General features: G+C 65.3%; 17 protein-coding genes and 2 tRNA genes. 14 read left to right on the top strand and 5 right to left on the bottom strand.

The features are described from left to right. Together AC3IT0_RS13000 and AC3IT0_RS12995 are read left to right on the top strand one after the other, a co-directional pair. A complete protein-coding gene (locus AC3IT0_RS13000) occupies positions 1-495 on the top strand; it encodes a ribose-5-phosphate isomerase (protein WP_489320202.1) in 495 nt (164 codons plus the stop codon). Beyond that, positions 495-1415 carry an Fpg/Nei family DNA glycosylase gene (locus tag AC3IT0_RS12995; RefSeq protein WP_489320201.1) on the top strand — a complete coding sequence of 307 codons (921 nt, stop codon included), beginning with the start codon at positions 495-497 and terminating at the stop codon, positions 1413-1415. The genes AC3IT0_RS13000 and AC3IT0_RS12995 overlap by 1 nt, the downstream gene beginning before the upstream one ends. Before the next feature lie 72 nt (positions 1416-1487). Here the strand turns inward: AC3IT0_RS12995 and AC3IT0_RS12990 are convergent. Further along, positions 1488-1561, bottom strand: a tRNA-Gly gene (locus AC3IT0_RS12990). A gap of 148 nt (positions 1562-1709) precedes the next feature. Between AC3IT0_RS12990 and AC3IT0_RS12985 the strand changes: the two genes are divergently transcribed. The 6 genes from AC3IT0_RS12985 to AC3IT0_RS12960 all read left to right on the top strand — a co-directional run bounded on the left by AC3IT0_RS12985 (position 1710) and on the right by AC3IT0_RS12960 (position 6950). Further along, positions 1710-1784, top strand: a tRNA-Pro gene (locus tag AC3IT0_RS12985). An 85-nt stretch (positions 1785-1869) separates the two neighbouring features. Beyond that, positions 1870-3261, top strand: coding sequence for a trigger factor (gene tig / locus AC3IT0_RS12980; RefSeq protein ID WP_489320200.1), 1392 nt, complete (start codon positions 1870-1872; stop codon positions 3259-3261). 225 nt (positions 3262-3486) lie between these two features. Further along, on the top strand, positions 3487-4110 hold the full coding sequence (locus AC3IT0_RS12975; RefSeq protein WP_489320199.1) for an ATP-dependent Clp protease proteolytic subunit: 624 nt from the start codon (positions 3487-3489) through the stop codon (positions 4108-4110). A gap of 37 nt (positions 4111-4147) precedes the next feature. Further along, the gene (locus AC3IT0_RS12970) at positions 4148-4807 is read left to right on the top strand and encodes an ATP-dependent Clp protease proteolytic subunit (RefSeq protein WP_185260774.1); all 660 of its coding nucleotides are present in this window, start codon (positions 4148-4150) and stop codon (positions 4805-4807) included. 180 nt (positions 4808-4987) lie between these two features. After that, positions 4988-6268 carry an ATP-dependent Clp protease ATP-binding subunit ClpX gene (gene clpX / locus AC3IT0_RS12965; protein ID WP_489320198.1) on the top strand — a complete coding sequence of 427 codons (1281 nt, stop codon included), beginning with the start codon at positions 4988-4990 and terminating at the stop codon, positions 6266-6268. Positions 6269-6335: 67 nt separating this feature from the next. Beyond that, positions 6336-6950: a mycothiol-dependent nitroreductase Rv2466c family protein gene (locus tag AC3IT0_RS12960; protein ID WP_489320197.1), complete on the top strand. Its 615-nt coding sequence runs from the start codon at positions 6336-6338 to the stop codon at positions 6948-6950. 326 nt (positions 6951-7276) lie between these two features. Here the strand turns inward: AC3IT0_RS12960 and valS are convergent, their stop codons facing one another. Beyond that, positions 7277-9895 carry a valine--tRNA ligase gene (gene valS, locus AC3IT0_RS12955; protein WP_489320196.1) on the bottom strand — a complete coding sequence of 873 codons (2619 nt, stop codon included), beginning with the start codon at positions 9893-9895 and terminating at the stop codon, positions 7277-7279. Positions 9896-9977: 82 nt separating this feature from the next. Between valS and AC3IT0_RS12950 the strand changes: the two genes are divergently transcribed. Next, positions 9978-10736: an SDR family oxidoreductase gene (locus AC3IT0_RS12950; RefSeq protein WP_489320195.1), complete on the top strand. Its 759-nt coding sequence runs from the start codon at positions 9978-9980 to the stop codon at positions 10734-10736. A 58-nt stretch (positions 10737-10794) separates the two neighbouring features. Here the strand turns inward: AC3IT0_RS12950 and AC3IT0_RS12945 are convergent, their stop codons facing one another. After that, positions 10795-11805 carry an endonuclease/exonuclease/phosphatase family protein gene (locus AC3IT0_RS12945; RefSeq protein WP_489320194.1) on the bottom strand — a complete coding sequence of 337 codons (1011 nt, stop codon included), beginning with the start codon at positions 11803-11805 and terminating at the stop codon, positions 10795-10797. 382 nt (positions 11806-12187) lie between these two features. Here AC3IT0_RS12945 and ileS point away from each other — a divergent pair, with 382 nt between their 5' ends. The 3 genes from ileS to AC3IT0_RS12930 are packed head-to-tail and all read left to right on the top strand — an operon-like array spanning position 12188 to position 17328. After that, positions 12188-15514 (top strand): isoleucine--tRNA ligase, encoded by a 3327-nt coding sequence (ileS, locus tag AC3IT0_RS12940; RefSeq protein ID WP_489320193.1) that lies wholly within the window; start codon positions 12188-12190, stop codon positions 15512-15514. 3 nt (positions 15515-15517) lie between these two features. After that, entirely contained in the window at positions 15518-16876 is a 1359-nt protein-coding gene (locus AC3IT0_RS12935) for a bifunctional folylpolyglutamate synthase/dihydrofolate synthase (protein ID WP_489320192.1), read from the top strand. A 2-nt stretch (positions 16877-16878) separates the two neighbouring features. Then, positions 16879-17328: a DUF4233 domain-containing protein gene (locus tag AC3IT0_RS12930; protein ID WP_489320191.1), complete on the top strand. Its 450-nt coding sequence runs from the start codon at positions 16879-16881 to the stop codon at positions 17326-17328. On the opposite strand, the gene AC3IT0_RS12925 is transcribed toward AC3IT0_RS12930, so the two are convergent. After that, the gene (locus tag AC3IT0_RS12925; protein ID WP_489320190.1) at positions 17325-18083 is read right to left on the bottom strand and encodes a nuclear transport factor 2 family protein; all 759 of its coding nucleotides are present in this window, start codon (positions 18081-18083) and stop codon (positions 17325-17327) included. The genes AC3IT0_RS12930 and AC3IT0_RS12925 overlap by 4 nt on opposite strands. Positions 18084-18274: 191 nt before the next feature. On the opposite strand from AC3IT0_RS12925, the gene ndk reads away from it, so the two are divergent. Then, positions 18275-18694 carry a nucleoside-diphosphate kinase gene (gene ndk / locus AC3IT0_RS12920; RefSeq protein ID WP_058932211.1) on the top strand — a complete coding sequence of 140 codons (420 nt, stop codon included), beginning with the start codon at positions 18275-18277 and terminating at the stop codon, positions 18692-18694. A 157-nt stretch (positions 18695-18851) separates the two neighbouring features. Here ndk and AC3IT0_RS12915 read toward each other — a convergent pair whose 3' ends face one another. Continuing rightward, entirely contained in the window at positions 18852-19526 is a 675-nt protein-coding gene (locus tag AC3IT0_RS12915; RefSeq protein ID WP_489320189.1) for a vitamin K epoxide reductase family protein, read from the bottom strand. A 454-nt stretch (positions 19527-19980) separates the two neighbouring features. Here AC3IT0_RS12915 and AC3IT0_RS12910 point away from each other — a divergent pair, with 454 nt between their 5' ends. Continuing rightward, positions 19981-23253 (top strand): Rne/Rng family ribonuclease, encoded by a 3273-nt coding sequence (locus AC3IT0_RS12910; RefSeq protein ID WP_489320188.1) that lies wholly within the window; start codon positions 19981-19983, stop codon positions 23251-23253. Positions 23254-23306 lie beyond the last annotated feature (53 nt).

The raw sequence follows: 23306 nt of genomic DNA, 5'->3' as shown, positions 1-23306 counted from the left end.
GTGACTTCTTCCCCTGCCTTCCCGCGGGTACACATCGCCACCGACCACGCAGGCATGGAACTCAGCGCCCACCTGGTCGGCCACCTCGCAGCCAAGGGCTACGACGTGGTGGACCACGGTCCCAAGGAATACGACGCCCTGGACGACTACCCGTCCTTCTGCATCAACGCAGCGCTCGCCGTCGTGGCCGACCAGCAGGCAGGAATCCACGCCCTGGGCATCGTCCTGGGCGGCTCGGGCAACGGCGAACAGATTGCGGCCAACAAGGTCAAGGGCGTCCGGGCCGCCCTCGCCTGGAACCACTCCACCGCCACCCTGGCCCGTGAACACAACGACGCCAACGTGGTGGCCGTGGGCGGCCGCCAGCACACCGTCGAAGAAGCGACCGAACTGATCGAGGCCTTCCTGGCTGAGCCCTTCAGCAACGACGAGCGGCACGTCCGCCGCATCGGCAAGATTGCGGCTTACGAAACCACCGGCGAGGTCATCGAGTAGTGCCCGAAGGGCATTCAGTCCGCCGCCTGGCGCAACAGTTCGGGGACGTCTTTATTGGCGAGTCGCTGTCCGTCAGCAGCCCGCAGGGCCGGTTCACTGCCGGCGCAGCCCTGCTGGACGGCCAGGTCCTGACGGATTCGCGCGCCCATGGCAAACACCTCTTCCTGCACTTTGACCACGCCGTGGTGCTGCACGTCCACCTGGGGCTCTATGGCGCCTGGGACTTCGGCGGCGACGCGACCTTCAGCGGGGCCTCCAGCATCGGCGCCCCGCGGAAGATCGGGGAGCGCGAGGTTTTCGACGACCCGGAAATTACCGACGGCGCCGGGACCGTTGAGTACGCAGGCCCTCCCGAGCCCCGCGGCGCCGTGCGCGTCCGCCTGGTCAGCAGCCATGGCTGGGCGGACCTGCGCGGTGCCACCACCTGCGCAGCCATCACCGAGGCAGAAGCGCGGGGCGTCCTGGCGCGGCTGGGGCCGGATCCGCTGCACAACCAGCCCGCGGACCGGGCCCGCTTTGTGACGGGACTTTTGTCCCGCAAGACGCCGATCGCGGCGCTCCTGATGGACCAGAAGGTGATTGCCGGCGTCGGGAATGTCTACCGTGCCGAAGCGCTGTTCCGGCAGCGGCTGGATCCGTGGCTGCCGGGTAGCGGGCTCTCCAGCAGCGACGCCGGCCTGTTGTGGGACGACACGGCCGCGGTAATGGCCGACGGCGTCCGCGACGGACGGATCATCACCACACCGGCGATCTATTGGGAGCCGGACTCCCGGGAACCAGGGGCGGTCCTGCCCTCGGGCGGCGACGCCCACTTTGTGTACAAGCGCGAGGGGCTGCCCTGCCGGGTCTGTGCTGTGCCGGTGGCCATCACCGAAATGGTGGGGCGCAAGCTGTACTGGTGCCCCGGCTGCCAGCAGTAGCCGCAAAGTCAGCCAACAGAAAAGCCAGCCAAACAAAAAAGCAGGGCCCCTCAGCGAGGGGCCCTGCTTGTGTGGAGGGGACGACGGGAATCGAACCCGCGTAATCAGTTTGGAAGACTGAGGCTTTACCATTAAGCTACGTCCCCGGAAAAATACAGCTCAGCTGTTGCATCGGGCTGCTCTGCGTTTCTTCAGGCTGGCTGTTGAAGCCGGATACAACTAAACCTAATTCATGCCCCACGTGTCAAATGTGCAAAGAACGCCCGGATGACCGTAGACTTGCCTGTGCACTTACGGGGTGTAGCTCAGCTTGGCTAGAGCACCTGCTTTGGGAGCAGGAAGTCGCAGGTTCAAATCCTGTCACCCCGACTCTGCGGCTCGGGCCGTGCATACGGCCCGGGCAGAAAAATGCGTTTGCAGAAACCCATCCCACAAACCCAGGAGTACTTAGACCGTGAAGAGCGCTGTCGAGAACCTCACCCCCACGCGGGTCAAGCTCAATGTTGAGGTCCCTTTTGAGGAATTGAAGCCCAGCATCGACGAGGCATACAAGACTGTTGCTTCGCAGATCCAGGTCCCTGGCTTCCGTAAGGGCAAGGTCCCGTCCAAGCTGATCGACCAGCGCGTTGGCCGCGGCTACGTCCTGGAGACGGCCATCAACGAAGGCCTCAACGGCTGGTACCAGGCTGCAGTCCAGGAATCCGGCATCCGCCCCCTGAGCCGTCCCGAGGTTGAAATCACCGAAGTTCCGGACCCCACCTCCACGGACGGGGAACTGAAGTTCCACGCCGAGGTTGATATCCGTCCGGAGATCGAACTTCCCGACTACGCCGGCATCAAGGTCGAGGTAGCCGCAGCGGAGTCCTCCAACGAAGACGTTGACAAGGCCCTGGATGAACTGCGCGGCCGCTTCGGCACGCTGAAGTCCGTGGACCGCCCGGCCGCCGATGGCGACTTCCTGACCATCGACATCACCGCCACCATTGACGGCGCCGACGTCGATTCCGCTTCCGGCCTGTCCTACCAGGTGGGCACGGAAACCATGCTCGAGGGCCTGGACGAGGCCGTGACCGGCCTCAGCGTTGACGAGGACGCCATCTTCGAAACCACCCTGGTGGGCGGCGACCACGCCGGCGAGTCCGCCCAGGTGAAGGTTGTCATCAAGGCCGTCAAGGAGCGCGAGCTTCCCGAGGCCAACGACGACTTCGCCCAGCTGGCCTCGGAGTTCGACACCCTCGCCGAACTCCGCGAGGACCTGGCCAAGCAGGCCGCCGAGTCCAAGGTTGTTGAGCAGGGCGTAGAGGCCCGCGACAAGGTTCTGGACAAGCTCGTTGAGCTCGTTGAGGTTCCGGTTCCGGATTCCGTCGTTGAAGAGCAGCTCGATGCCCACTTCAAGGAGGGCAACGGCCACGGTGAAGGCGAGCACGACACCGAGGAGCACCGCGAAGAGGTCAAGGCCAACACCGCCCGCGCCTTCCAGAACGAAGTCATCCTCGACGCCATTGCCGAAAAGGAAGAAGTCAACGTCAGCCAGGCTGAGCTGATCGACTACATCGTCAGCGCCGCCAGCCAGTACGGCATGGACCCGAACCAGTTCGCCCAGATCATCGATCAGAGCGGCCAGGTTCCCATGATGGTTTCCGAGGTCCGCCGTCGGAAGGCTCTGGCCGTTGTCCTGGGCCAGGCCACCGTGACCGACACCGACGGCAAGGCCGTTGACCTCAGCGACTTCGTCCGCCCCGGCGGCGAAGAAGAGGCTCCCGCCGTTGAGGCCGAGGCCGCTGAAGACACCAACGCCGAGACCGAGGCCACCCCGAGTGACGACCCGGCAGCAGTGAAGTTCTAGCACGCCCCTGGCAGTGCGACTGAAGGCAGCCCCCGGACCTACTGGTCCGGGGGCTGCCTTGGTTTAACGGGCCGCCGCGGGGATCGTGCGCCGTCAGCGAACAGCGCGATTCCCGCGAACAAATCGGCCACCAAACCGGTTAGTGTCCAAGTAGTGAAGTTCAGTGATGTCACCGTCACCAGCGAGAGGTAAGTACACATGTCACAGCACGCAGAGGCCCCCCGGATGGCGACTGTAGATCCGGCAGGCCAGGACAACTACATCTACAACCGCCTCCTGAAAGAGCGCATCATCTGGCTGGGCTCCGAGGTGCGTGACGACAACGCCAACGCCATCTGCTCGCAGCTGCTGCTCCTGTCCGCCGAGAATCCGGAAAAGGACATCTACCTCTACATCAACTCGCCCGGCGGCTCCGTGACCGCCGGCATGGCCATCTATGACACCATGCAGTTCATCCCGAACGACGTCGTCACCGTCGCCACTGGCCTGGCAGCCTCCATGGGCCAGTTCCTGCTCTCCTCCGGCACCAAGGGCAAGCGCTACGCCACCCCCAACGCCCGCGTCTTGATGCACCAGCCCTCCGGCGGCATCGGCGGCACGGCCTCGGACATCAAGATCCAGGCCGAGCTGATCCTGCACATGAAGAAGGTCATGGCCGAACTGACCGCGGACCAGACCGGCCAGTCGGTGGATACCATCCTCAAGGACAACGACCGCGACAAGTGGTTCACCGCCACCGAAGCCCTCGAATACGGCTTCTTCGACAAGATCGCGGCCCACGCCGGATCCGTCTCCGGCGGCGGCGGAACCGCCAACGGCAGCTCCGGCGAGTCAGCTTCCGAGAAGTAACCCGGCACTTAGAACACTTAGATCAGGAGCAACAAAAATGACTTACAACTTCGGATCGACTGCCGGTAACCTTCCGACCAGCCGCTACGTCCTTCCCCAGTTCGAAGAGCGCACGCCTTACGGCTTCAAGCGCCAGGACCCCTACACCAAGCTGTTCGAGGACCGCATCATCTTCCTCGGCGTCCAGGTGGATGACGCCTCCGCAGACGACGTCATGGCCCAGCTGCTGGTGCTCGAGTCCACGGACCCGGACCGCGACATCACGCTGTACATCAACTCACCGGGCGGTTCCTTCACCGCCATGACGGCGATCTACGACACCATGCAGTACATCCGGCCCGAGATCCAGACCGTCTGCCTTGGCCAGGCGGCCAGCGCCGCCGCGGTCCTGCTCGCAGCCGGTACCCCCGGCAAGCGGCTGGCACTGCCCAACGCCCGTGTCCTGATCCACCAGCCGGCACTGTCCGGCGGCCAGGGCGGCCAGGCCTCGGACCTCGAGATCCAGGCGGCCGAAGTCATGCGGATGCGCTCCTGGCTTGAGGACACGCTGGCGCACCACTCGGGCCGGACGTCGGAGCAGGTCAACAACGACATCGAGCGCGACAAGATCCTGACCGCGGCCGACGCCCTGGAGTACGGCCTCATCGACCAGGTCCTTGATTCCCGCAAGATCAAGCCGCAGGCCATTACCAGGTAGTACGGCTCTTCGGCGGCCGGTGCGGTCCCATTTATTTGGGCCGCACCGGCCTTCGCTTTCCACCCTTGGGCGCAATTGTGACCTAGAGTGGAAGATGTCACGGCCGGTCCTCCCAGGCCCGCCACGATTCCAGCAACGGTGCACAGCTGCCTGGCAGCAAGATACTAAAGGGGTTCACATATGGCTCGGATTGGCGAGAGCACGGATCTGCTGAAGTGTTCTTTCTGCGGAAAGAGCCAGAAGCAGGTACGCAAGCTCATTGCCGGGCCCGGTGTCTACATCTGCGACGAATGCATTGAGCTCTGCAACGAGATCATTGAGGAAGAGCTCGCGGAAGTCGCCGATCTGGGAAGCTTCGAACTGCCCAAGCCCCGCGAGATCTTCGACTTCCTGCAGGAATACGTCATCGGCCAGGAACCCGCCAAGCGTTCCCTCGCCGTCGCCGTCTACAACCACTACAAGCGGATCCAGGCCGGCCACGCCCCCAAGGGCGGCAGCCTCGCCGAGGGCGGCCACCACGACGACGTCGAAATCGCCAAGTCCAACATCCTCCTGATCGGCCCCACAGGCTGCGGCAAAACCTACCTTGCCCAGACACTGGCGCGGCGGCTGAACGTTCCGTTTGCTGTTGCCGACGCCACGGCGCTCACCGAAGCCGGCTATGTGGGTGAGGACGTGGAGAACATCCTCCTCAAGCTCATCCAGTCGGCCGATTACGACGTCAAAAAGGCCGAACAGGGCATCATCTACATTGACGAAATCGACAAGATTTCGCGCAAAAGCGAGAACCCCTCCATCACGCGGGACGTCTCCGGCGAGGGCGTGCAGCAGGCCCTCCTGAAGATCCTCGAAGGAACAGTAGCCTCCGTTCCGCCCCAGGGCGGACGCAAGCACCCCCACCAGGAATTCATCCAGATCGACACCACCAACGTGCTGTTTATTGTTGCGGGCGCCTTCGCCGGGCTGGAAGAGATCATTGGTTCGCGTTCCGGACGCAAGGGCATCGGCTTCGGCGCCCCCCTCAACGATGCCAGCAACAAAGTGGACTCCTACGGCGAAGTTATGCCCGAGGACCTCCTGAAATTCGGTCTCATCCCGGAATTCATCGGCCGCCTGCCCGTGATCACCACGGTCTCCAGCCTCGACCGCGACGCCCTCATCCAGATCCTCTCCACGCCGAAAAACGCCCTGGTCAAGCAGTACCAGAAGATGTTCCAGATCGACGGCGTGGAACTGGTCTTCGATGAGGACGCCCTCAATGCCATCGCCGACCAGGCCCTTGAGCGTGGCACCGGTGCCCGTGGCCTGCGCGCCATCATGGAGGAAGTCCTGCTCCCGGTTATGTTCGACCTCCCCAGCCGCGAAGACGTTGCCAGTGTGGTCATCACCGCTGACGTTGTCCTCAGCAAGGCCGAGCCCACCCTCATTCCGCACGTGACCAAGCGGCGCAAGTCCGCCTGACACGTCCGCCCCGCCTGACACTTTCCGCCTTCCATCCCCGCATGCCCAGGAACCAGAGGACTCACGCATGACTGAAACAAACATCAACAAGGCCGATTTCTGGTTTGATCCGCTGTGCCCGTTTGCTTGGATCACCTCACGCTGGATCGGCGAAGTTGAGGCCGTCCGCGACATCAAGACGGTGTGGCACGTGATGAGCCTGTCTGTCCTGAACGAGGGCCGGGATCTGGAGCCTGCGTACCGCGAGGCCATGGACAAGGCGTGGGGCCCGGTACGGGTCATCATCGCGGCCCAGGAGCAGCACGGCCACCACGTGGTGAAGCCGCTCTACGACGCCATGGGCTCACTGATCCATCAGGGCGGGGAGAAGGACTTCGGCGTTGTCATCAGCAAGGCACTTGCCGAGTGCGGACTCCCGGCCAGCCTGGCAGATGTAGCCACCACGGACGCCTTTGACACCCAGCTGAGGGCCAGCCACGAGGAGGGCATCTCGCTGGTGGGCCAGGACGTGGGAACGCCGGTTGTTGCCTTCAACGGGACGGCTTTCTTCGGCCCGGTGCTGACCCGTATCCCGCGCGGAGAACAGGCGGGCCAATTGTGGGATGCCACCGTCACGCTCGCCTCCTACCCGCACTTCTTCGAGATCAAGCGCAGCCGCAGCGAACGTCCCGAATTCAACTGAAACTCCTTTCCCTGGCAGGCAGCAAAGGGCCCCGGAAGAACTACTCTGATGTAATTCTTCCGGGGCCCTTGCGCATCCAAACCAGCGGGACAACAATAGTTCTTACCCACTTCGAAAGAAGCGGGACGCAGGAACCAAAGATTCAGTGATATGTATCAGACGCAGCCATCGGCAAAGTCAGGTACAAGCTACCAGTGACGAGGTAGGAAGACCTGAAGATCCAAGGATCCTGCCAGACCATCAAAGACGTCACCAGGATGGCCGAAAAGTCGAAGCCCCACCAACGGCAAAACGCTGATGGGGCTTCCCCTTTGCCCAAAAACAGGTCAGGCCTTGGGCTGTTCCTCCGGAGCTGCCAGCACAACATCGCTGACGGTCAGTTCGCCGTCGCCTGCCACGAGGGTCAGTTCGCGGGCGTTCGAGGCAGCTTTCAGGTCGCCAAGTCCGGCCTTCAGCTGGGTGGTCAGGGATTCCGATGCCGTGATGGTGGCGGAGAGGACCTCGGTGCGCTGCTTGACCTTGGCCTCGGACTTTGCCTTGCGGACACCGCTCAGGGCGGTGCCCACGGTGGCGAGCAGCGTGGTGTCGCCGTCCACGCCCACTGCGGTGGGCCACTGCGCACGGTGCACGGAGCCGGTGCGCCACCAGCCCCAGACCTCTTCGGTGGCGAAGGGCAGGAACGGGGCGAACAGGCGCAGCAGTGTGTCCAGGCTGGTGGCGAGCGCTGCCAGCACGGAGGCCTGCTCGGCGTCGCCGGCGGCACCGTAGGCGCGGTCCTTGATGAGCTCCACGTAATCGTCGGTGAACTGCCAGAAGAAGCTCTCGGTGATCTGCAGGGCCCGGGCGTAGTCGTAGTTCTCGAACGCCTTGCTCGACTGGCGGACCACGTCGGCCAGCTGGGCCAGCACCGCGCGGTCCAACGGGTTGGTCAGGACCGACAGGTCCGCGGACACTACAGAGTTCTCCGTCGCGCCCAGGTTGAGGACGAACTTGGAGGCGTTCAGCAGCTTGATGGCCAGGCGGCGGCCGATCTTCATCTGCGCGATCTCGTAGGCCGTGTCCGCGCCGAGCTTGGCGGACGTGGCCCAGTAGCGGACCGCGTCGGAGCCGAATTCGTCCAGCACATCGGTGGGAACCACCACGTTGCCCTTGGACTTGGACATCTTCTTCCGGTCAGGGTCCAGGATCCAGCCAGAGATGGCGGCATGCTTCCACGGCGCGGCGTGCTGCAGCGCATCAGCCTGAACCACGGAGGAGAAGAGCCAGGTGCGGATGATGTCGTGGCCCTGCGGGCGCAGGTCAAACGGGAACACCTTGGCGAAGAGGTCCTCGTCCCGGCTCCAGCCGCCCACAATCTGCGGCGTCAGGGACGACGTGGCCCACGTGTCCAGGATGTCGGCGTCGCCGGCGAAGCCACCGGGAACACCGCGCTGGGCTTCGTCGTAGCCCGGTGCGGCATCGGCCGCGGGGTCAACCGGCAGCTGCTCGTCCAGGGGCACGATCGGGGCGTCGTACTGCGGGTTGCCATCAGCATCCAGCGGGTACCAGACGGGGATCGGCACACCGAAGAAGCGCTGGCGGGAGACGAGCCAGTCGCCGTTCAGCCCGGAGATCCAGTTCTCGTAGCGGGACCGCATAAAGGCCGGGTGGAAGTCGATCTCGTGGCCGCGCGCGATCAGGCGTGCGCGGCGGTCTTCGTCGCGGCCGCCGTTGCGGTAGTACCACTGGCGTGAGGTGACAACCTCGAGGGGCTTGTCGCCCTTTTCGTAGAAGTTCACCGGGTGCATGATCTTCTTCGGTTCGCCGTCGATCAGGTCTTCGGCGGCCAGGAGCTCCACTACTGTTTCCTTGGCGCTGAAGATGGTCTTGCCTGCGATCGCCTCGAACGCGGCACGGCCGGCCTCGGTGGTGATCCAGTCCGGCGTCTCGCCGATGATCCGTCCGTCCCGGCCAACGATGGCGCGGGTGGGCAGCTGGAGTTCCCGCCACCAGGTGACGTCGGTGAGGTCACCGAAGGTGCACACCATGGCGATGCCGGAGCCCTTGTCCGCCTTGGCCAGCGCGTGGGCCTTGACCTCAACCTCAACACCGAAGACCGGGGACGTGACTTTCTTGCCGAACAGCGGCTGGTAGCGCTCGTCGTCGGGGTTTGCCACCAGGGCGGCACAGGCTGCCAGCAGTTCTGGGCGGGTGGTCTCGACGTAGATCTTTTCGCCGTCTTCCGTGAAGAACGGGTAGCGGTAGTACGCGCCGGCCACTTCGCGGTCTTCGAGTTCCGCCTGGGCCACGGCCGTGCGGAAGGTGATGTCCCAGAGGGTGGGGGCCTCGGCCATGTAGGCGTCCCCGGCGGCCAGGTTTGCCAGGAAGGCGCGCTGGGAGACTTCGCGGGAGGCGTCGTCGATGGTCCGGTACGTCAACTGCCAGTCCACGGACAGGCCGAGTTGCTGGAACAGGCTTTCGAAGACCTTCTCGTCCTCCACAGCCAGTTCTTCACACAGCTCGATGAAGTTCCGGCGCGAGACGACGTCGAAGTCGCGCTGGTTCTTGGCGGGCTCGGCCGGTGCACGGTAAGCGGCATCGTAGGGGATGGCCGGATCGCAGCGCACGCCGTAGTAGTTCTGCACGCGGCGCTCGGTGGGCAGGCCGTTGTCATCCCAGCCCATGGGGTAGAACACGTTCTTGCCGATCATGCGCTGGTAGCGGGCCAGCACGTCCGTCTGCGTAAATGAGAACATGTGCCCCACGTGCAGAGAGCCCGACGCGGTGGGCGGGGGAGTGTCGATCGAGTAGACCTGCTCCCGGGTGGTGTCCGGGTTGAACTTGTAGGTCCCTTCGGCAAGCCAGCGCTGCGTGAGGGCAGCTTCGAGCCCCTCAAGGGCGGGCTTGTCCGGAACGTTGATAGGGGCGGTGGAGGGCGTGTCTGTACCCTGAGTGTCTTCAGCCATCTGGCAATTGTTTCATGGCCAGGACTTCATCCGGCGACATCGCTCCAAGCATGCCACCGGCCGGGCCCGTTAGGGTGGTGCCATGACTGAAGATTCACTCAACAAGGCAGCAGTAGTAACGGGCGCCAGCACAGGCATCGGCGAGGCGACCGTGCGTGCATTGCGGGCGGACGGCTGGACGGTGTTTGCTGTGGCGCGCCGCGCCGGGCGGCTGGCCGCGCTGGAAGCTGAGACCGGCGCCGTCGGAGTTCCCGCTGACATTACCGAGGACGACGACGTCGCCGGGCTGCTTGCCCGTGTCACCGAAGCGGGGGGTGCGGGAACGCTCATTAACATCGCAGGCGGGGCGCGGGGCGCGGACCTGGTGGGCGCTGCCAGCACCGAGGACTGGGACTGGATGTACCGGGTCAACGTGCTGGGCACCCTGAAGCTCATCCGGGCTTTCCTGCCGATGCTTCGCGCCAACGGCGAAGGAACCGTCCTGAACCTGACATCGACCGCCGGACTGGTGGCGTACGAGGGCGGCGGCGGCTACAACGCCGCCAAGTTTGCCCAGCACGCGCTGACGGGTGCCCTCCGGCTGGAAGAGGCGGAGCACAACATCCGCGTCATCGAGGTAGCGCCGGGCCTTGTCCGCACCGAAGAGTTCGCGCTCAACAGGTTTGGTGACCAGGACGCCGCGGAGAAGGTCTACCAGGGCGTGGAGAAGCCCCTGACCGCAGCCGACGTCGCCGACGTGGTGCGCTTTGCCGTCAGCGCGCCGCACCACGTCAACCTGGACCAGATCGTGATCCGGCCCGTTGCCCAGGCCGCCACCCACAAGTTGATCCGCAAAGGGTGAACTGAACCGCTGCGGCCGACGGGTGGGTGCCTACTGACCGGCGCTTACTGACGGGAGTTCAGCCAGCCGGGACGGTGAGCGTGGCCAGAACAGCTGCGTGGTCCGTGCCGGGCACCCGCTTGACTTGGTATCCGGTGCTCCCCACCTGCCTTGAAGTGACCAGATGATCGATGGTGATCCCCGGCAGCAGCGGTCCCTCCATCGGCCAGGTGGGCATCAGCCGGGATCCTGACGCCGTCCCCACGTCAACCAGTCCCGTACCGTCCCGGCCCGCGCCAAGCAGCGCCCGGAATTCTTCGTGGTCATACGTGGCGTTGAAGTCGCCGGTCAGCAGCCTGTTGCCGGGACGCTCCGCCAGCAGGCCCACGGCCGCGAGGTCACTGCGCCACTGGTCAACCCTGACATCCACCGGCGGCAGCACATGCACGTTGGTCACTTCCAGCACGGCAACCGCCCCGTCGGATTCGGCGGTCAGCCGGACCGTTGGCATCCTGAACGGGGTGTCCGGGACGATGCCTACAAGCTCCATTGCGTAGCGTGAGTACACGGCGCTGCCGCCGGCGTTGTTGGTGGGTTCGCTGATCCTGTTCGGAAGCAGCCGGTCCAGACCCTCCGCCGAAAGCTTGTCCTGGAGCCCCTGGGTGTGTTCCTGGATCGCGAGGAGCGCCACACCGTTGTCCCGGACAAGGCGGACGATTTCGCGGGCGTCGGCCTGGCCGAACTCGGAATTGATGTTCATGACCGTCAGCGGCACAGTGGGACGCCCCGCCGCGGAAGCGGGCCGGGCCGTATCCAGGGGGAAGAGCCAGAACACGTGGATGAGGACAAGGGCGACGGTGAGCGCTTGCTGCCAGCGGCTCCGTCCCAGAAACGCAAGCAGCAGGGCAGCGGCGGCGGGCACGGCAAGCCACGGCGTGAAAGCCAGCAGTTGGACCACCAGCACGGGCCACTCCGCCGGGATGGCGCGGAAAACTGAGAGCGCCAGCACCGGCGCCGTGGCCAGCAGCCACAGCCATCTGAACAGCGCGGCGGGTCGCGTTATTGCCGAAGCCCGGCCGGAAGCAGTCATGACCTTGAGTCTAGGCAATCCGTGGCCCGGAGTAGCCCGGCTGCGGCGCGCCCAGGCCGCCGTCGAAGAATGGCGGAGGACGGGCAGGCGATAGTAGACTCAAAGGTGGCTATGACCCGGCTATCACCGGTGAGCTTCCGGAAGAACGCACTGACGGCCAGGCAGCCGGTGTTACTAGAACCGGACGGGTAAGCCCGTCACAGCAGTAATGAGCGGCCGGCGCACCAACAGCTTCCCCCGGAGCATGGCGGAGTGCCGGTAAGTGAGGTGGTACCGCGGTAAGCGTGCAGTCCCAGGACAGCACACCAGCCGTCCTCGCATCCTGAACGGAACCATCCAGCAACGGCTGTGTGGTTCACCAGCTCAACCCAGGATGTCGAGAATGACTTATTACCCCAAAGCCTCAGCTTCCCCTTCGGCTGCTGTATCGAGCGGCGCTGCCGCTGGTGTCTCCGCCTCTGTGAAGTTCCCGGAGATCGAAGAGCGCATCCTGAAGTACTGGGACCAGGACGGCACGTTCCAGGCCAGCATCGACCAGCGCAGCGCCGATGCTCCCGGCGGGCAGCCCGGCAGCAACGAGTTCGTCTTCTACGACGGCCCTCCCTTCGCCAACGGCCTGCCGCACTACGGCCACCTCCTGACGGGGTACGCCAAAGACCTCGTGGGCCGCTACCAGACACAGCGCGGCCGCCGCGTTGAACGCCGCTTCGGCTGGGACACCCACGGACTGCCGGCTGAACTGGAAGCCATGAAGCAGTTGGGCATGACGGACAAGACCCAGATCGAGGCCATGGGCATCGACAAGTTCAACGACGCCTGCCGTGCCTCCGTGATGAAGTACGCCGATGAGTGGAAGAGCTACGTCACCCGCCAGGCCCGCTGGGTGGACTTCGACAACGACTACAAGACGCTCAACGTCGAATACATGGAATCGGTCCTGTGGGCTTTCAAGCAGCTGCATGAAAAAGGCCTGACGTATAACGGTTACCGCGTGCTGCCGTATTGCTGGAAGGACGAGACGCCGCTGTCCAACCATGAACTGCGGATGGACGACGACGTCTACAAGAACCGCCAAGACCAAACGGTCACGGTGACGTTCCCCATCACGGCAGGGGAGTCGGAGCTCTCGAAGCAGCTCGCCGGCGTCCAGGCGCTCGCCTGGACCACCACGCCCTGGACGCTGCCCACCAACCTGGCGCTCGCCGTCGGGCCTTCCATCACCTACGCCGTACTCCCCGCCGGACCCAACGGCGTCAAGGCTGCTTCGCCGGACGCGCCCGTCACCGGCAGTTTCCTCCTGGCCGCGGACCTCCTGGCCGCTTACGCCAAGGACCTGGGCTATGAGGATGCGGACTCCGCCGAGGCCGCCGTGACGTCAGCCCACACCGGCGCCGACCTTGAGGGCCTGGCCTACCAGCCGCTCTGGAACGACTTCAGCGACGCCGAAAAGTACGGCACCGAGAACGCCTGGCGCTTTCTCGTGGCCGACTACGTCACCACCACCGACGGCACCGGCATCGTCCACCAGGCCCCCGCCTACGGTGAAGACGACCAGAAGGTCTGTGAAGAGGCCGGCATCCCCGTGGTCCTGTCCGTTGACGAAGGCGCCAAGTTCCTGCACCTGTTCAGCCACGGCGACCTGCACGACATCGTGGGCCTTCAGGTCTTCGAAGCCAACAAGCCCATCACCCAGGTGCTGCGCGCGAAGGGCCGGATGGTCCGCCAGGCCAGCTATGAGCACAGCTACCCGCACTGCTGGCGCTGCCGCAACCCCCTGATCTACCGCGCCGTGTCCTCCTGGTACGTGGAAGTCACCAAGTTCAAGGACCGCATGTCCGAACTGAACCAGGACATCAACTGGATCCCGGGCAACGTCAAGGACGGCCAGTTCGGCAAGTGGCTGGCCAACGCCCGCGACTGGTCCATCAGCCGCAACCGCTACTGGGGCAGCCCCATCCCGGTGTGGCAGTCCAGCGACCCGGAATTCCCGCGCACCGACGTCTACGGTTCCCTGGCCGAGATCGAGGCCGACTTCGGCCGCCTGCCGCTGAATGCGGCCGGCCAGGTTGACCTGCACCGCCCGTTCATCGACGAACTGACGCGCCCCAACCCGGACGACCCCCGGACCCCGGAAGAGGGCCAGTCCGTGATGCGCCGCGTCGAGGACGTCCTTGACGTCTGGTTCGACTCCGGCTCCATGCCCTACGGGCAGGTCCACTACCCCTTCCAGAACGAAGCGTGGTTCGACACCCACAACCCGGCGGACTTCATCGTGGAGTACATAGGGCAGACCCGCGGCTGGTTCTACATGCTGCACATCCTGTCCACGGCGCTGTTTGACCGTCCGGCCTTCCGGAACGTCATCAGCCACGGCATCGTGCTGGGCTCGGACGGGCAGAAGATGTCCAAGAGCCTGCGCAACTACCCGGATGTCTCCGAGGTCCTGGACCGCGACGGCTCCGACGCCATGCGCTGGTTCCTGATGTCCAGCCCCATTCTGCGCGGCGGCAACCTGGTGGTCACCGAACAGGGAATCCGCGACGGCGTCCGCCAGGTCATCCTGCCGTTGTGGAACGTCTACAGCTTCTTCACGCTCTACACGAACGCCGCGAATGGCGGCTCCGGATATGACGCGAAGCTGCGCTACGACGGGTACGCCGACACCCTGGACCAGTACCTGCTGGCCAACACCGGCGACCTCGTCCGGAACGTGACTGCACAGCTGGACAGCTACGACATCTCCGGCGCCTGCGACGAGCTCCGCAGCTACCTGGACATGCTGACCAACTGGTACGTCCGCCGCAGCCGCCAGCGCTTCTTTGACGAGAGCGTGGACGCGTTCGATGCGCTGTACACGGCGCTGGAGACCGTGTCCCGCGTGGCGGCCTCGCTGCTGCCTCTGGTCTCCGAAGAGATCTGGCGCGGACTCACCGGCGGCCGCTCCGTGCACCTGGCCGACTGGCCGGACGCGGACCTGTTCCCGGCCAACGCTTCGCTGGTGGAGGCGATGGACCGCGTGCAGCAGATCTGCTCCACCGGATCCTCGCTGCGCAAGGCCGCCAACCTTCGTGTCCGCCTGCCGCTGCAGGAACTGACGGTTGTGGCACCCGGCGCGGAGGCGCTGGGAGGCTTCGCCGCCGTCGTCGCCGATGAACTGAACCTGCGCTCCGTGCGCCTGCTGGATGCCGAGAGCGCCTCCCCGGAGGAGTTCGGCATCGAACAGAAGCTCGTGGTCAACGCCCGCGCCGCGGGACCGCGCCTGGGCAAGAACGTCCAGCAGGCCATCAAGGGCGCCAAGTCCGGTGACTGGTCGGTTTCCGATGCTGGAGTGGTCATCGCCGGAGGCCTGGACCTGGAACCCCAGGAGTACACCCTGGAGACAGTGGTGGCAGAGTCCGACGGCGGATCGGCTTCAGTCGCTGTCCTGCCGGGCGGCGGCTTTGTGGTGCTCAACACCGAGGTCACGCCCGAACTTGAGGCCGAAGGAACCGCGCGCGACATGGTTCGGGCCATCCAGCAGGCACGCAAGGACGCCGGACTGAACGTGAGCGACCGGATCCGGACCACCGTCACGGCCGTTCACACCGTGCTGGACGCCCTGCTGGCCAACGCCGAGCTGGTCAAGACCGAAACCCTGACCCTGGAGCTGGCCACCGTTCCTGCCGTGTCAGGCGAACCGCGCATCACCGTCGAAAAAGCAGAGGCCTGAGCCATGACTGACGAATTCTCCGTAGAGAGTGTGTACGCCGAGCTGCTGGGGCGTGCACCGGAAAACAAAATGGAGCCGCGTCTTGCCCCGCTGTTCCGGGCCATGGACGTGCTGGGGGAGCCCAATAAGGCGTTCCCCATCATCCATGTGACCGGCACCAACGGCAAGACCTCCACGGCCCGGATGATCGAGGCCGGGCTGCGCGCGCACGGGCTGAGCACCGGCCGCTACACCAGCCCGCACCTGTCCAAGGTCACCGAGCGAATCAGCATCGACGGCCACCCCGTCCCTGACGAAACATTCGTCCGGATCTGGGACGAAATCCGCCCCTACCTGCAGATCGTCGACGACGAACTCACCGCGGCGGGGGAGCCCCGACTTACGTACTTCGAGTGCCTGACCATCCTGGGCTTCGCGGTCTTCGCGGACCAGCCCGTCAACGTGGCCGTGATCGAGGTGGGCCTGGGCGGCATCACCGATGCCACCAACGTGGGCGACGGCCTGGTTTCGGTGGTCACTCCCATTTCCCTGGACCACACCGACCTGCTGGGCGATACCACCGAGGACATTGCCTACGAGAAGGCCGGCATCATCAAGCCCGGTGGCTACCTCATCAGTGCCTCGCAGCCCGTTGATGCCGCGCAGGTGCTGCTCGAGAAAGCCAAGGACGTGGCAGTCCCGTTCCGGTTTGAAGGCGTGGAGTTCGGCGTCGAATCCCGGACGGTTGCCGTGGGCGGCCAGGTAGTGAGCATCCAGGGCATCGCCGGCCGGTACCCGGAACTGCTGCTGCCGCTGCACGGCGCGCACCAGGCGCAGAACGCCGCGGTGGCAGTGGCAGCCCTCGAGGCGTTCTTCGGCGGCGAAAAGGAACTTGACTTCGAGGTGCTCCAGGAAGCCTTCGCATCCGTCACGTCCCCGGGCCGGCTTGAGGTTGTCCGCACGGCGCCCACCATCATCGTGGACGCGGCCCACAACCCGGACGGCATCAGGGTCTCGGCCGAGGCCATCCAGGAGGCCTTCACTTTCACCCGGCTGGTGCCGGTGGTGGGAGTCCTGAAGGAGAAGGACGCCGAAGAGATCCTGCGCCAGCTCAAGGAATCCCTGGGCGATATCGCCCAGGAATACTGCTTCACCCAGTCCAACTCGCCACGCGCAGTGCCCGCGGCCGAACTGGCCGAACTGGCCGTGGAACTGGGCTTCGGCGAAGACAACATCCACATCGCGGAGAAACTCGACGACGCCCTCGAATGGGCCGTGGAACGCGCCGAAGCCAACGATGACCTCTCCGGCGGCGTCCTGGTCACGGGCTCCATCACCCTGGTGGCTGAAGCCCGGATCCTGCTCGGAAAGACGGAGGCCTAGCCATGGCCAAGCTGACCAAAGCCCAGCGTGAATGGCGCCCGGGAATGCCCAAGAAGCGCCGGTCCACCAAGGTGATGTTTGCCTCCACCGTCCTGCTGCTTGAGGCCTTTGTGGTGTTCTTCGCGACGCTGGCCGTCTTTGGACTCAGGCGGGGCGAGTTTCCGCCGGCGCTGATCCTGGGCATCGGCATCGCACTGAGCCTCGTGATGGTCCTTGCCTGCGCCGTGCTATCCAAGCCGTGGGGCGTGGGACTGGGCTGGATCCTGCAGATTGTGCTGATCCTGACGGGCATCGTTGAGCCCATGATGTTCCTGGTTGGTGCACTGTTCGGCCTGGCCTGGTGGTACGGAATCCGCACCGGCATCAGGATCGATTCCGAGGCCGCAAAGCGCGAACGCGAACAGGCCGAATGGAACGCGTCGCACGGCGCGGAGGGTGGCCAAACGGACTAGAAGAGGCCATTGCCGTGGGGCAGTGACTCCGGGATGTCCGCCACGACATCCCAGTGCTCGACGATCTTGCCTCCGTCGACCCGGAACAGATCGTAGAACGCGGTGGGTTTGCCTCCCAGCCGCCCCTCGGACTGGGTCAGTACGAACTCGCCCTCGGCGACTGAGCGGTGCAAGGTGTCGTACTGCATCGTGATGCCCTGTTCACCCCATGCGTTCAGCGCCGCGCCCAGGCCGTCCAGGCCGTCGGCGACGCCGGGGTTGTGCTGGTCGTACTGCTCCGGGCTGATGAACTCCGTGATCCGGTCGACTTGCCCGCCTTTAAGGACCGCTTCGACGAAACCCACGACGACGGCGCGGCTCGCCTCGGTCTGTTCCGGTGCGGTGACCTCGGATGGGCCGTCCACCTGGCTGCGGCCGCTGGCTGTGCTGGACACCGCCGGCTGGAGCGCGTCCCAGTGCTCGGCGATCCTGCCGTCCGCGACACGGAACAGGTCGAACGCAACAAGCGGATCCGGCCCGAAGCCGTGGTAGACACTGTGTACTGCGACCAGATCGCCGTCGGCAAGGATCCTGGCCGGCTCAAAGCGGAACTCTTCGGGCAGGCCAGCCACCAGGCCGCGCAGCGCCTCAGGTCCGTCGGCGGCCATGGCGCTGTGCTGGCGGTAGCCCGCTGCCCACCATCGGTCAATGGCTCCCGGGTCGCGGTCAATGAAAAGCTCGTTCCCGGCTTTGATTACAAGCTCCTTGTTGTCCATTGTCGGCGTCCTCTCTCTCCATCCGGCCGTAGGCGGCTGTTCGCGCGGCCACCTTTCAGTCTGTCCAGTTGCGGGCGGGAAGACAAGGGGCATCTGGCTGGGACGTTCAAGCGCCACAACCCGTCCCTTGGTGCCGGCGAAACCCCGTAAACTGGCTGGGAAACCCACCCCCTTTACGCATTGGAGCAGCCATGACCATTGAGCGCACCCTGGTACTGATCAAGCCCGACGGCGTTGCCCGCAACCTCAGCGGCGCCATCCTGGGCCGTATTGAGGCCAAGGGCTACACCCTCGCTGAACTGAAGAAGGTTGACGCCAGCCGGGAACTGCTGGAGCAGCACTACGAAGAGCACGTGGGCAAGCCGTTTTACGAGCCGCTCGTTGAATTCATGCTCAGCGGACCGGTTGTGGCCGCGATCTTCGAAGGCCACCGCGTCATCGAAGGCTTCCGGTCCCTGGCGGGCACCACCGATCCCACCACCGCGGCTCCGGGCACCATCCGCGGCGACTTCGGCCGCGACTGGGGCCTGAAGGTCCAGCAGAACCTGGTTCACGGCTCCGACTCCGTTGACTCGGCCGAGCGCGAAATCAAGATCTGGTTCCAGGACTAAGTCCTGCACCCACCCCACGGCGCGAACGGACACTTGAGGCCCCGGCGCGAACGGACACTTGAGGCCCCGGGAAACCGGGGCCTCAAGTGTCCGTTCGCGCTTGTCCGTTCGCGCTTTTCCGTTCGCGCTTTGTTGTGAGTCTTGTGCGGGGCTGGCGTCAGAAGCCCGAAGTTCCGGCGAACACCTGGATGAAGGCGAAGAAGATGGTGGCGATGACCGCTACATACAGCAACGCGGTGATGATCCAGCCCGATTCGCCCAGCACACGTGCCGCACCTGACGGGACGGGGATGATGCCGTGGACGACGTTTCGGATGGTTACCCAGACGAAGAGCGGGATCATCGCGGCCCAGACGATCATGCAGAACGGGCACAGAACGTGGATGTCGTAAAGTGCCTGGGACCAGAGCCACACCACAAACGCGAAGCCGAGCGTGACGCCGACCTGGAGCCCTGTCCAGTACCAGCGGGCGAAGGTGGCGCCGGACAGCAGGGCCATGCCCACGGTGATGATGACGGCGAACGCGACGATGCCAATGAACATGTTGGGGAACCCGAACGCCGAGCTCTGCCACGTCTGCATGACCTGGCCGCAGGAGACAAACGGATTAACATCGCAGGCCGTTACGTGATTCGGATCCTCTAGGAGGGCGAGCTTTTCCAGGACCAGCGTTCCCGAGGCAAGCCAGCCGATGACGCCGGTGATGACCATCAGCCAGCCGAAGGGCCGGTTACGTGCCATCGGCGGCACAGTGCCAGGCGTGGCGGGCAACGGCTCTGCCGCCGGGGAGGCCGCCGGCGTGTCGGTGCCGTGGGAGGAAATACTGGGCATGGTGTGTGGCGTCCTTTGCTTGGGTGCTCCTTGCCCCGATTGTAACGCCGGTGACTGGCAGCAGCATTCAGTAATCGCCCCTCACGTACTGATCCGCTGCCCGTGGTTCCGCCGTCTTTCAGCCCGGGTGTGAGAGAATGAACATGGCTGGAGGCCGACCCACATTCGGACTCCGGTCCGGTGGCTTGTTTCAAGACCGCCAATGATGAGCAGGGCAGGCTTCGGATTCTCTGATCCGGCTTCCCGCAATTCCATTGGTCGGCACCTGGTTGTGGCGTGTAGAACAACGGGTTCCAGGACACAGCCGACGGCTCCCACGGGCTGCCGCACCCCTCTGCCGGTGCGAACCTGGGAGAATCCACTTGACTTCTGTCAACGCCTGCGGGTTTTGACAATATGTGCCCCAATGGGTGCCGGATGTGGCGGTACGTCAGGGGCAGGAGTGTTGCCACATATGGAAAACGAACAAGCACCAGCCGTTAATGATGAAGCAGTCGCCGAGGCTGCGGAAGCGCCCAAGAAGGTTACAAGGACGCGTCGGAAGGCAGTGCCGAAGGCCGCAGAGTCCGCACCCATGACGGACGCCGCCGCCCAGACTGAGGCTGCGTCAGACGCCACGCCCGAGGCTAAGGCGCCGGTGCGGCGGACTCGCGCACGTAAGGCGGTGGTTACCGCCGAACCGTTGCCGGCCTTCGCTGCTGAGGTTTTGGAAGCACCTGCCGCCGTTGTTGCCGAGACCGCCGTCGAGCCCGCTGCCGTGGAGCCTGCCGCCGTCGAACCCGCAGCCGCTGAGGCTGCAGCGGAGACCAAGCCTGTCCGCCGCCGCCGGGTGGCCACGCGCAAAACTTCGGCTCCCGACGTCGCTCCCGCGGCCGTCGAACAACCTGCACCGGAGGAGCAGGCAGCCCCTGAAGCTGCAGCACCGCCGGCCCCGGAAGCAGAGCAAGTCGCCGCTGCGGAGGCCGCCGCGCCCGCAGCAACCGCCGTCGCCCCCGTCAACGCTGCCGCCGCGCCGGCTGAAGAACCGGCTGTAGCTGAGCCCGCCAGCCCGTTCAGTTCACTGTTCCTCGAGCCGGCGTCCACCACATCGGTGCTTTTCCAGGCCCCTGACCTCAGCACCGTGGTCCGCCCCGCGCCGGCCGCCGCCGTGGTTGAGGAGCAGGAAGAGGACGACGCCGAAGACGGCGAAGCGGACGACGCCAACGGCCGCCGCAGGCGCCGCAGCCGTGGCCGCCGCGGACGCAGCCGAACGGGCGAAAGCGATGCTGAGGGCGATAACGAAGGCGACGACGGCGCAGCCGAAGAAACCGATGAGGAATCCGTTGGACAGGCCGACGAGGGCGTGACCTCCCGTCGTCGCCGTCGCCGCCGCCGTGGCGACCAGGATCTGGAACTGACCGGAGGAGAAGGCGACGACCCGCCCAACACGGTGACCCGCGTCCGCGCGCCGCGCGCCGCGACCGAAGCGCCGGTCAACAACCGCGTCACGTCCGTCAAGGGCTCCACCCGCCTCGAAGCCAAGAAGCAGCGCCGCCGCGAATCCCGCGACACCGGCCGCCGCCGCACCGTCATCACCGAGGCCGAGTTCCTGGCCCGCCGTGAATCAGTTGACCGGCAGATGATCGTCCGCCAGCGCGACGACAGAATCCAGATCGGCGTCCTCGAAGACGGCGTCCTGGCCGAGCACTTTGTCTCCAAGACCCAGCAGGACTCCCTGATCGGCAACGTCTACCTCGGCAAGGTGCAGAATGTCCTGCCGTCCATGGAAGCGGCGTTTGTGGACATCGGACGCGGCCGCAACGCCGTCCTGTACGCGGGTGAAGTGAACTGGGAAGCCGTTAACCTCGAAGGCAAGCAGCGCCGGATCGAAAACGCGCTCAAGTCCGGCGACACCGTCCTGGTCCAGGTGACCAAGGATCCCGTGGGCCACAAGGGTGCACGCCTGACCAGTCAGATCTCGCTGCCGGGCCGTTACCTGGTCTATGTGCCCGGCGGCTCCATGACCGGCATCTCCCGCAAACTGCCCGACGTCGAGCGCAACCGCCTCAAGCGCATCCTCAAGGACCGCCTCCCGGAGCACGCCGGCGTGATCGTCCGCACCGCTGCCGAAGGCGCCTCGGAAGAGGAACTCACGCACGACATCAACCGGCTGCGCGCGCAGTGGGAGGGCATCGATAGCCAGTCCACGTCCACCAAGATCCTCGCGCCGGAGCTGCTCTATGGCGAACCTGACCTCACCATCAAGGTGGTCCGTGACGTCTTCAACGAGGACTTCTCCAAGCTGATCGTCTCCGGTGAGGAGGCCTGGGACACCATCGAGGCCTACGTCACGTACGTTGCCCCGGACCTCGTGGGCCGCCTGGAAAAGTGGACCAAGGACCAGGACATCTTCGCTGCGTGGCGGATCGATGAGCAGATCCACAAGGCCCTGGAACGCAAGGTCTTCCTGCCTTCGGGCGGCTCGCTGGTCATTGACCGCACCGAAGCCATGACCGTGGTGGACGTCAACACCGGCAAGTTCACCGGCAGCGGCGGCAACCTCGAGGAAACCGTCACCAAGAACAACCTCGAGGCAGCTGAAGAAGTGGTCCGGCAGCTCCGGCTCCGCGACATCGGCGGCATCATCGTCATCGACTTCATCGACATGGTCCTCGAATCCAACCGCGACCTGGTCCTGCGCCGCATGGTGGAGTGCCTGGGCCGCGACCGGACAAAGCACCAGGTGGCCGAAGTGACCTCGCTGGGCCTCGTGCAGATGACGCGCAAGCGCATGGGCACCGGGCTCCTGGAAGTCTTCGGCGAGCAGTGTGAAACCTGTGCAGGCCGCGGAATTGTCACCCACGACGACCCCGTGGAACACCGCCGAGCCAACATCGTAGCCGCGGAGCACCACGTGCAGCGGGTTGACAGCCGCCCGGAGAGCCAGCGCACCGACACCATGCGCACCGACAGCCAGCGCCCGGACAGCCAGCCGGGTGGCCGCACTGACCGGAAGCGCCGCCGCGGACGGGGCGGCCAGCCGCTGGAAACGGCACCGTCCGCTCCGGTGCAGATCCATACGGTCCACCCGGATCCCAGTGACGCCGAGCGCCATGCCAAGGCGGAGGCCACGCGGGCGGCACTTGCGAACATTGCGGCCGCAGCCCACGCTGCGCACCTGCACGACGACGAGGTAGCCCACGCATCAGCCGCCGCGCGCCAGCAGCCTGCTGCTCCGGTGCCGGCTGAGCGGTCCGAGACGGACTCCAACGGCCGCCCGGCCGCGGTGCTGACGTTCGGCGGCGAGCAGGTGGTGCTGCCGTTCGTGCAGCACCACGAGGACCAGCCGCACGCGCCTGCCCTGACACTTGACCGCCTCGCGGCGGCCTTCGCCCACCTGGGCGAGCCGGCTCCTGTAGCGGCCAGCAAGCCGTTGGCAGTCCAGGCACCTGAAAGCCAGCCGGCCGAACCTGCCCGCCAGCAGCAGCCAGCTGTGGAGAAGGATTACTCCGACCACACCCAGGAGCCCCGCGCCCGCCGTCCCCGGCGGAACCGGAGTGCCAGCCGTGCCCAGGGCGCAGCCAACGCCACGTCCGTGGAGCATCACGAAGCCGCTCCGGCGGCTGCCGCTGGACACACGCACGCCGCCAAGGCCCCGGAGCCTGTCAAGGCTCCCGTTGCTGACAAGCCGGCGGCCACCAACGCGCCCATCATCCTGGGCGTAGGGGTTCCGGCCTCGGAGCTCTGACCAAGCTGTAGGGGCAGCCAAAACAACGGCGCCCGGACGTGCCTGTGAATTAC

The sequence above is a fragment of the Pseudarthrobacter sp. KH_020_B genome (assembly GCF_057840185.1).
The sequence above is the reverse complement of the archived record's forward strand: the minus strand, read 5'-3'. Positions and strand labels throughout refer to the sequence as shown.

Excerpts from the sequence above, each read along its gene's own strand:
- AC3IT0_RS12975 (WP_489320199.1), top strand. The coding sequence starts at position 3,487 with ATGGCGACTGTAGATCCGGCAGGCCAGGACAACTACATCTACAACCGC.
- AC3IT0_RS12970 (WP_185260774.1), top strand. The coding sequence starts at position 4,148 with ATGACTTACAACTTCGGATCGACTGCCGGTAACCTTCCGACCAGCCGC.
- clpX (WP_489320198.1), top strand. The coding sequence starts at position 4,988 with ATGGCTCGGATTGGCGAGAGCACGGATCTGCTGAAGTGTTCTTTCTGC.
- AC3IT0_RS12960 (WP_489320197.1), top strand. The coding sequence starts at position 6,336 with ATGACTGAAACAAACATCAACAAGGCCGATTTCTGGTTTGATCCGCTG.
- valS (WP_489320196.1), bottom strand. The coding sequence starts at position 9,895 with ATGGCTGAAGACACTCAGGGTACAGACACGCCCTCCACCGCCCCTATC.
- AC3IT0_RS12950 (WP_489320195.1), top strand. The coding sequence starts at position 9,978 with ATGACTGAAGATTCACTCAACAAGGCAGCAGTAGTAACGGGCGCCAGC.
- AC3IT0_RS12945 (WP_489320194.1), bottom strand. The coding sequence starts at position 11,805 with ATGACTGCTTCCGGCCGGGCTTCGGCAATAACGCGACCCGCCGCGCTG.
- ileS (WP_489320193.1), top strand. The coding sequence starts at position 12,188 with ATGACTTATTACCCCAAAGCCTCAGCTTCCCCTTCGGCTGCTGTATCG.
- AC3IT0_RS12935 (WP_489320192.1), top strand. The coding sequence starts at position 15,518 with ATGACTGACGAATTCTCCGTAGAGAGTGTGTACGCCGAGCTGCTGGGG.
- AC3IT0_RS12930 (WP_489320191.1), top strand. The coding sequence starts at position 16,879 with ATGGCCAAGCTGACCAAAGCCCAGCGTGAATGGCGCCCGGGAATGCCC.
- AC3IT0_RS12925 (WP_489320190.1), bottom strand. The coding sequence starts at position 18,083 with ATGGACAACAAGGAGCTTGTAATCAAAGCCGGGAACGAGCTTTTCATT.
- ndk (WP_058932211.1), top strand. The coding sequence starts at position 18,275 with ATGACCATTGAGCGCACCCTGGTACTGATCAAGCCCGACGGCGTTGCC.
- AC3IT0_RS12915 (WP_489320189.1), bottom strand. The coding sequence starts at position 19,526 with ATGCCCAGTATTTCCTCCCACGGCACCGACACGCCGGCGGCCTCCCCG.
- AC3IT0_RS12910 (WP_489320188.1), top strand. The coding sequence starts at position 19,981 with ATGGAAAACGAACAAGCACCAGCCGTTAATGATGAAGCAGTCGCCGAG.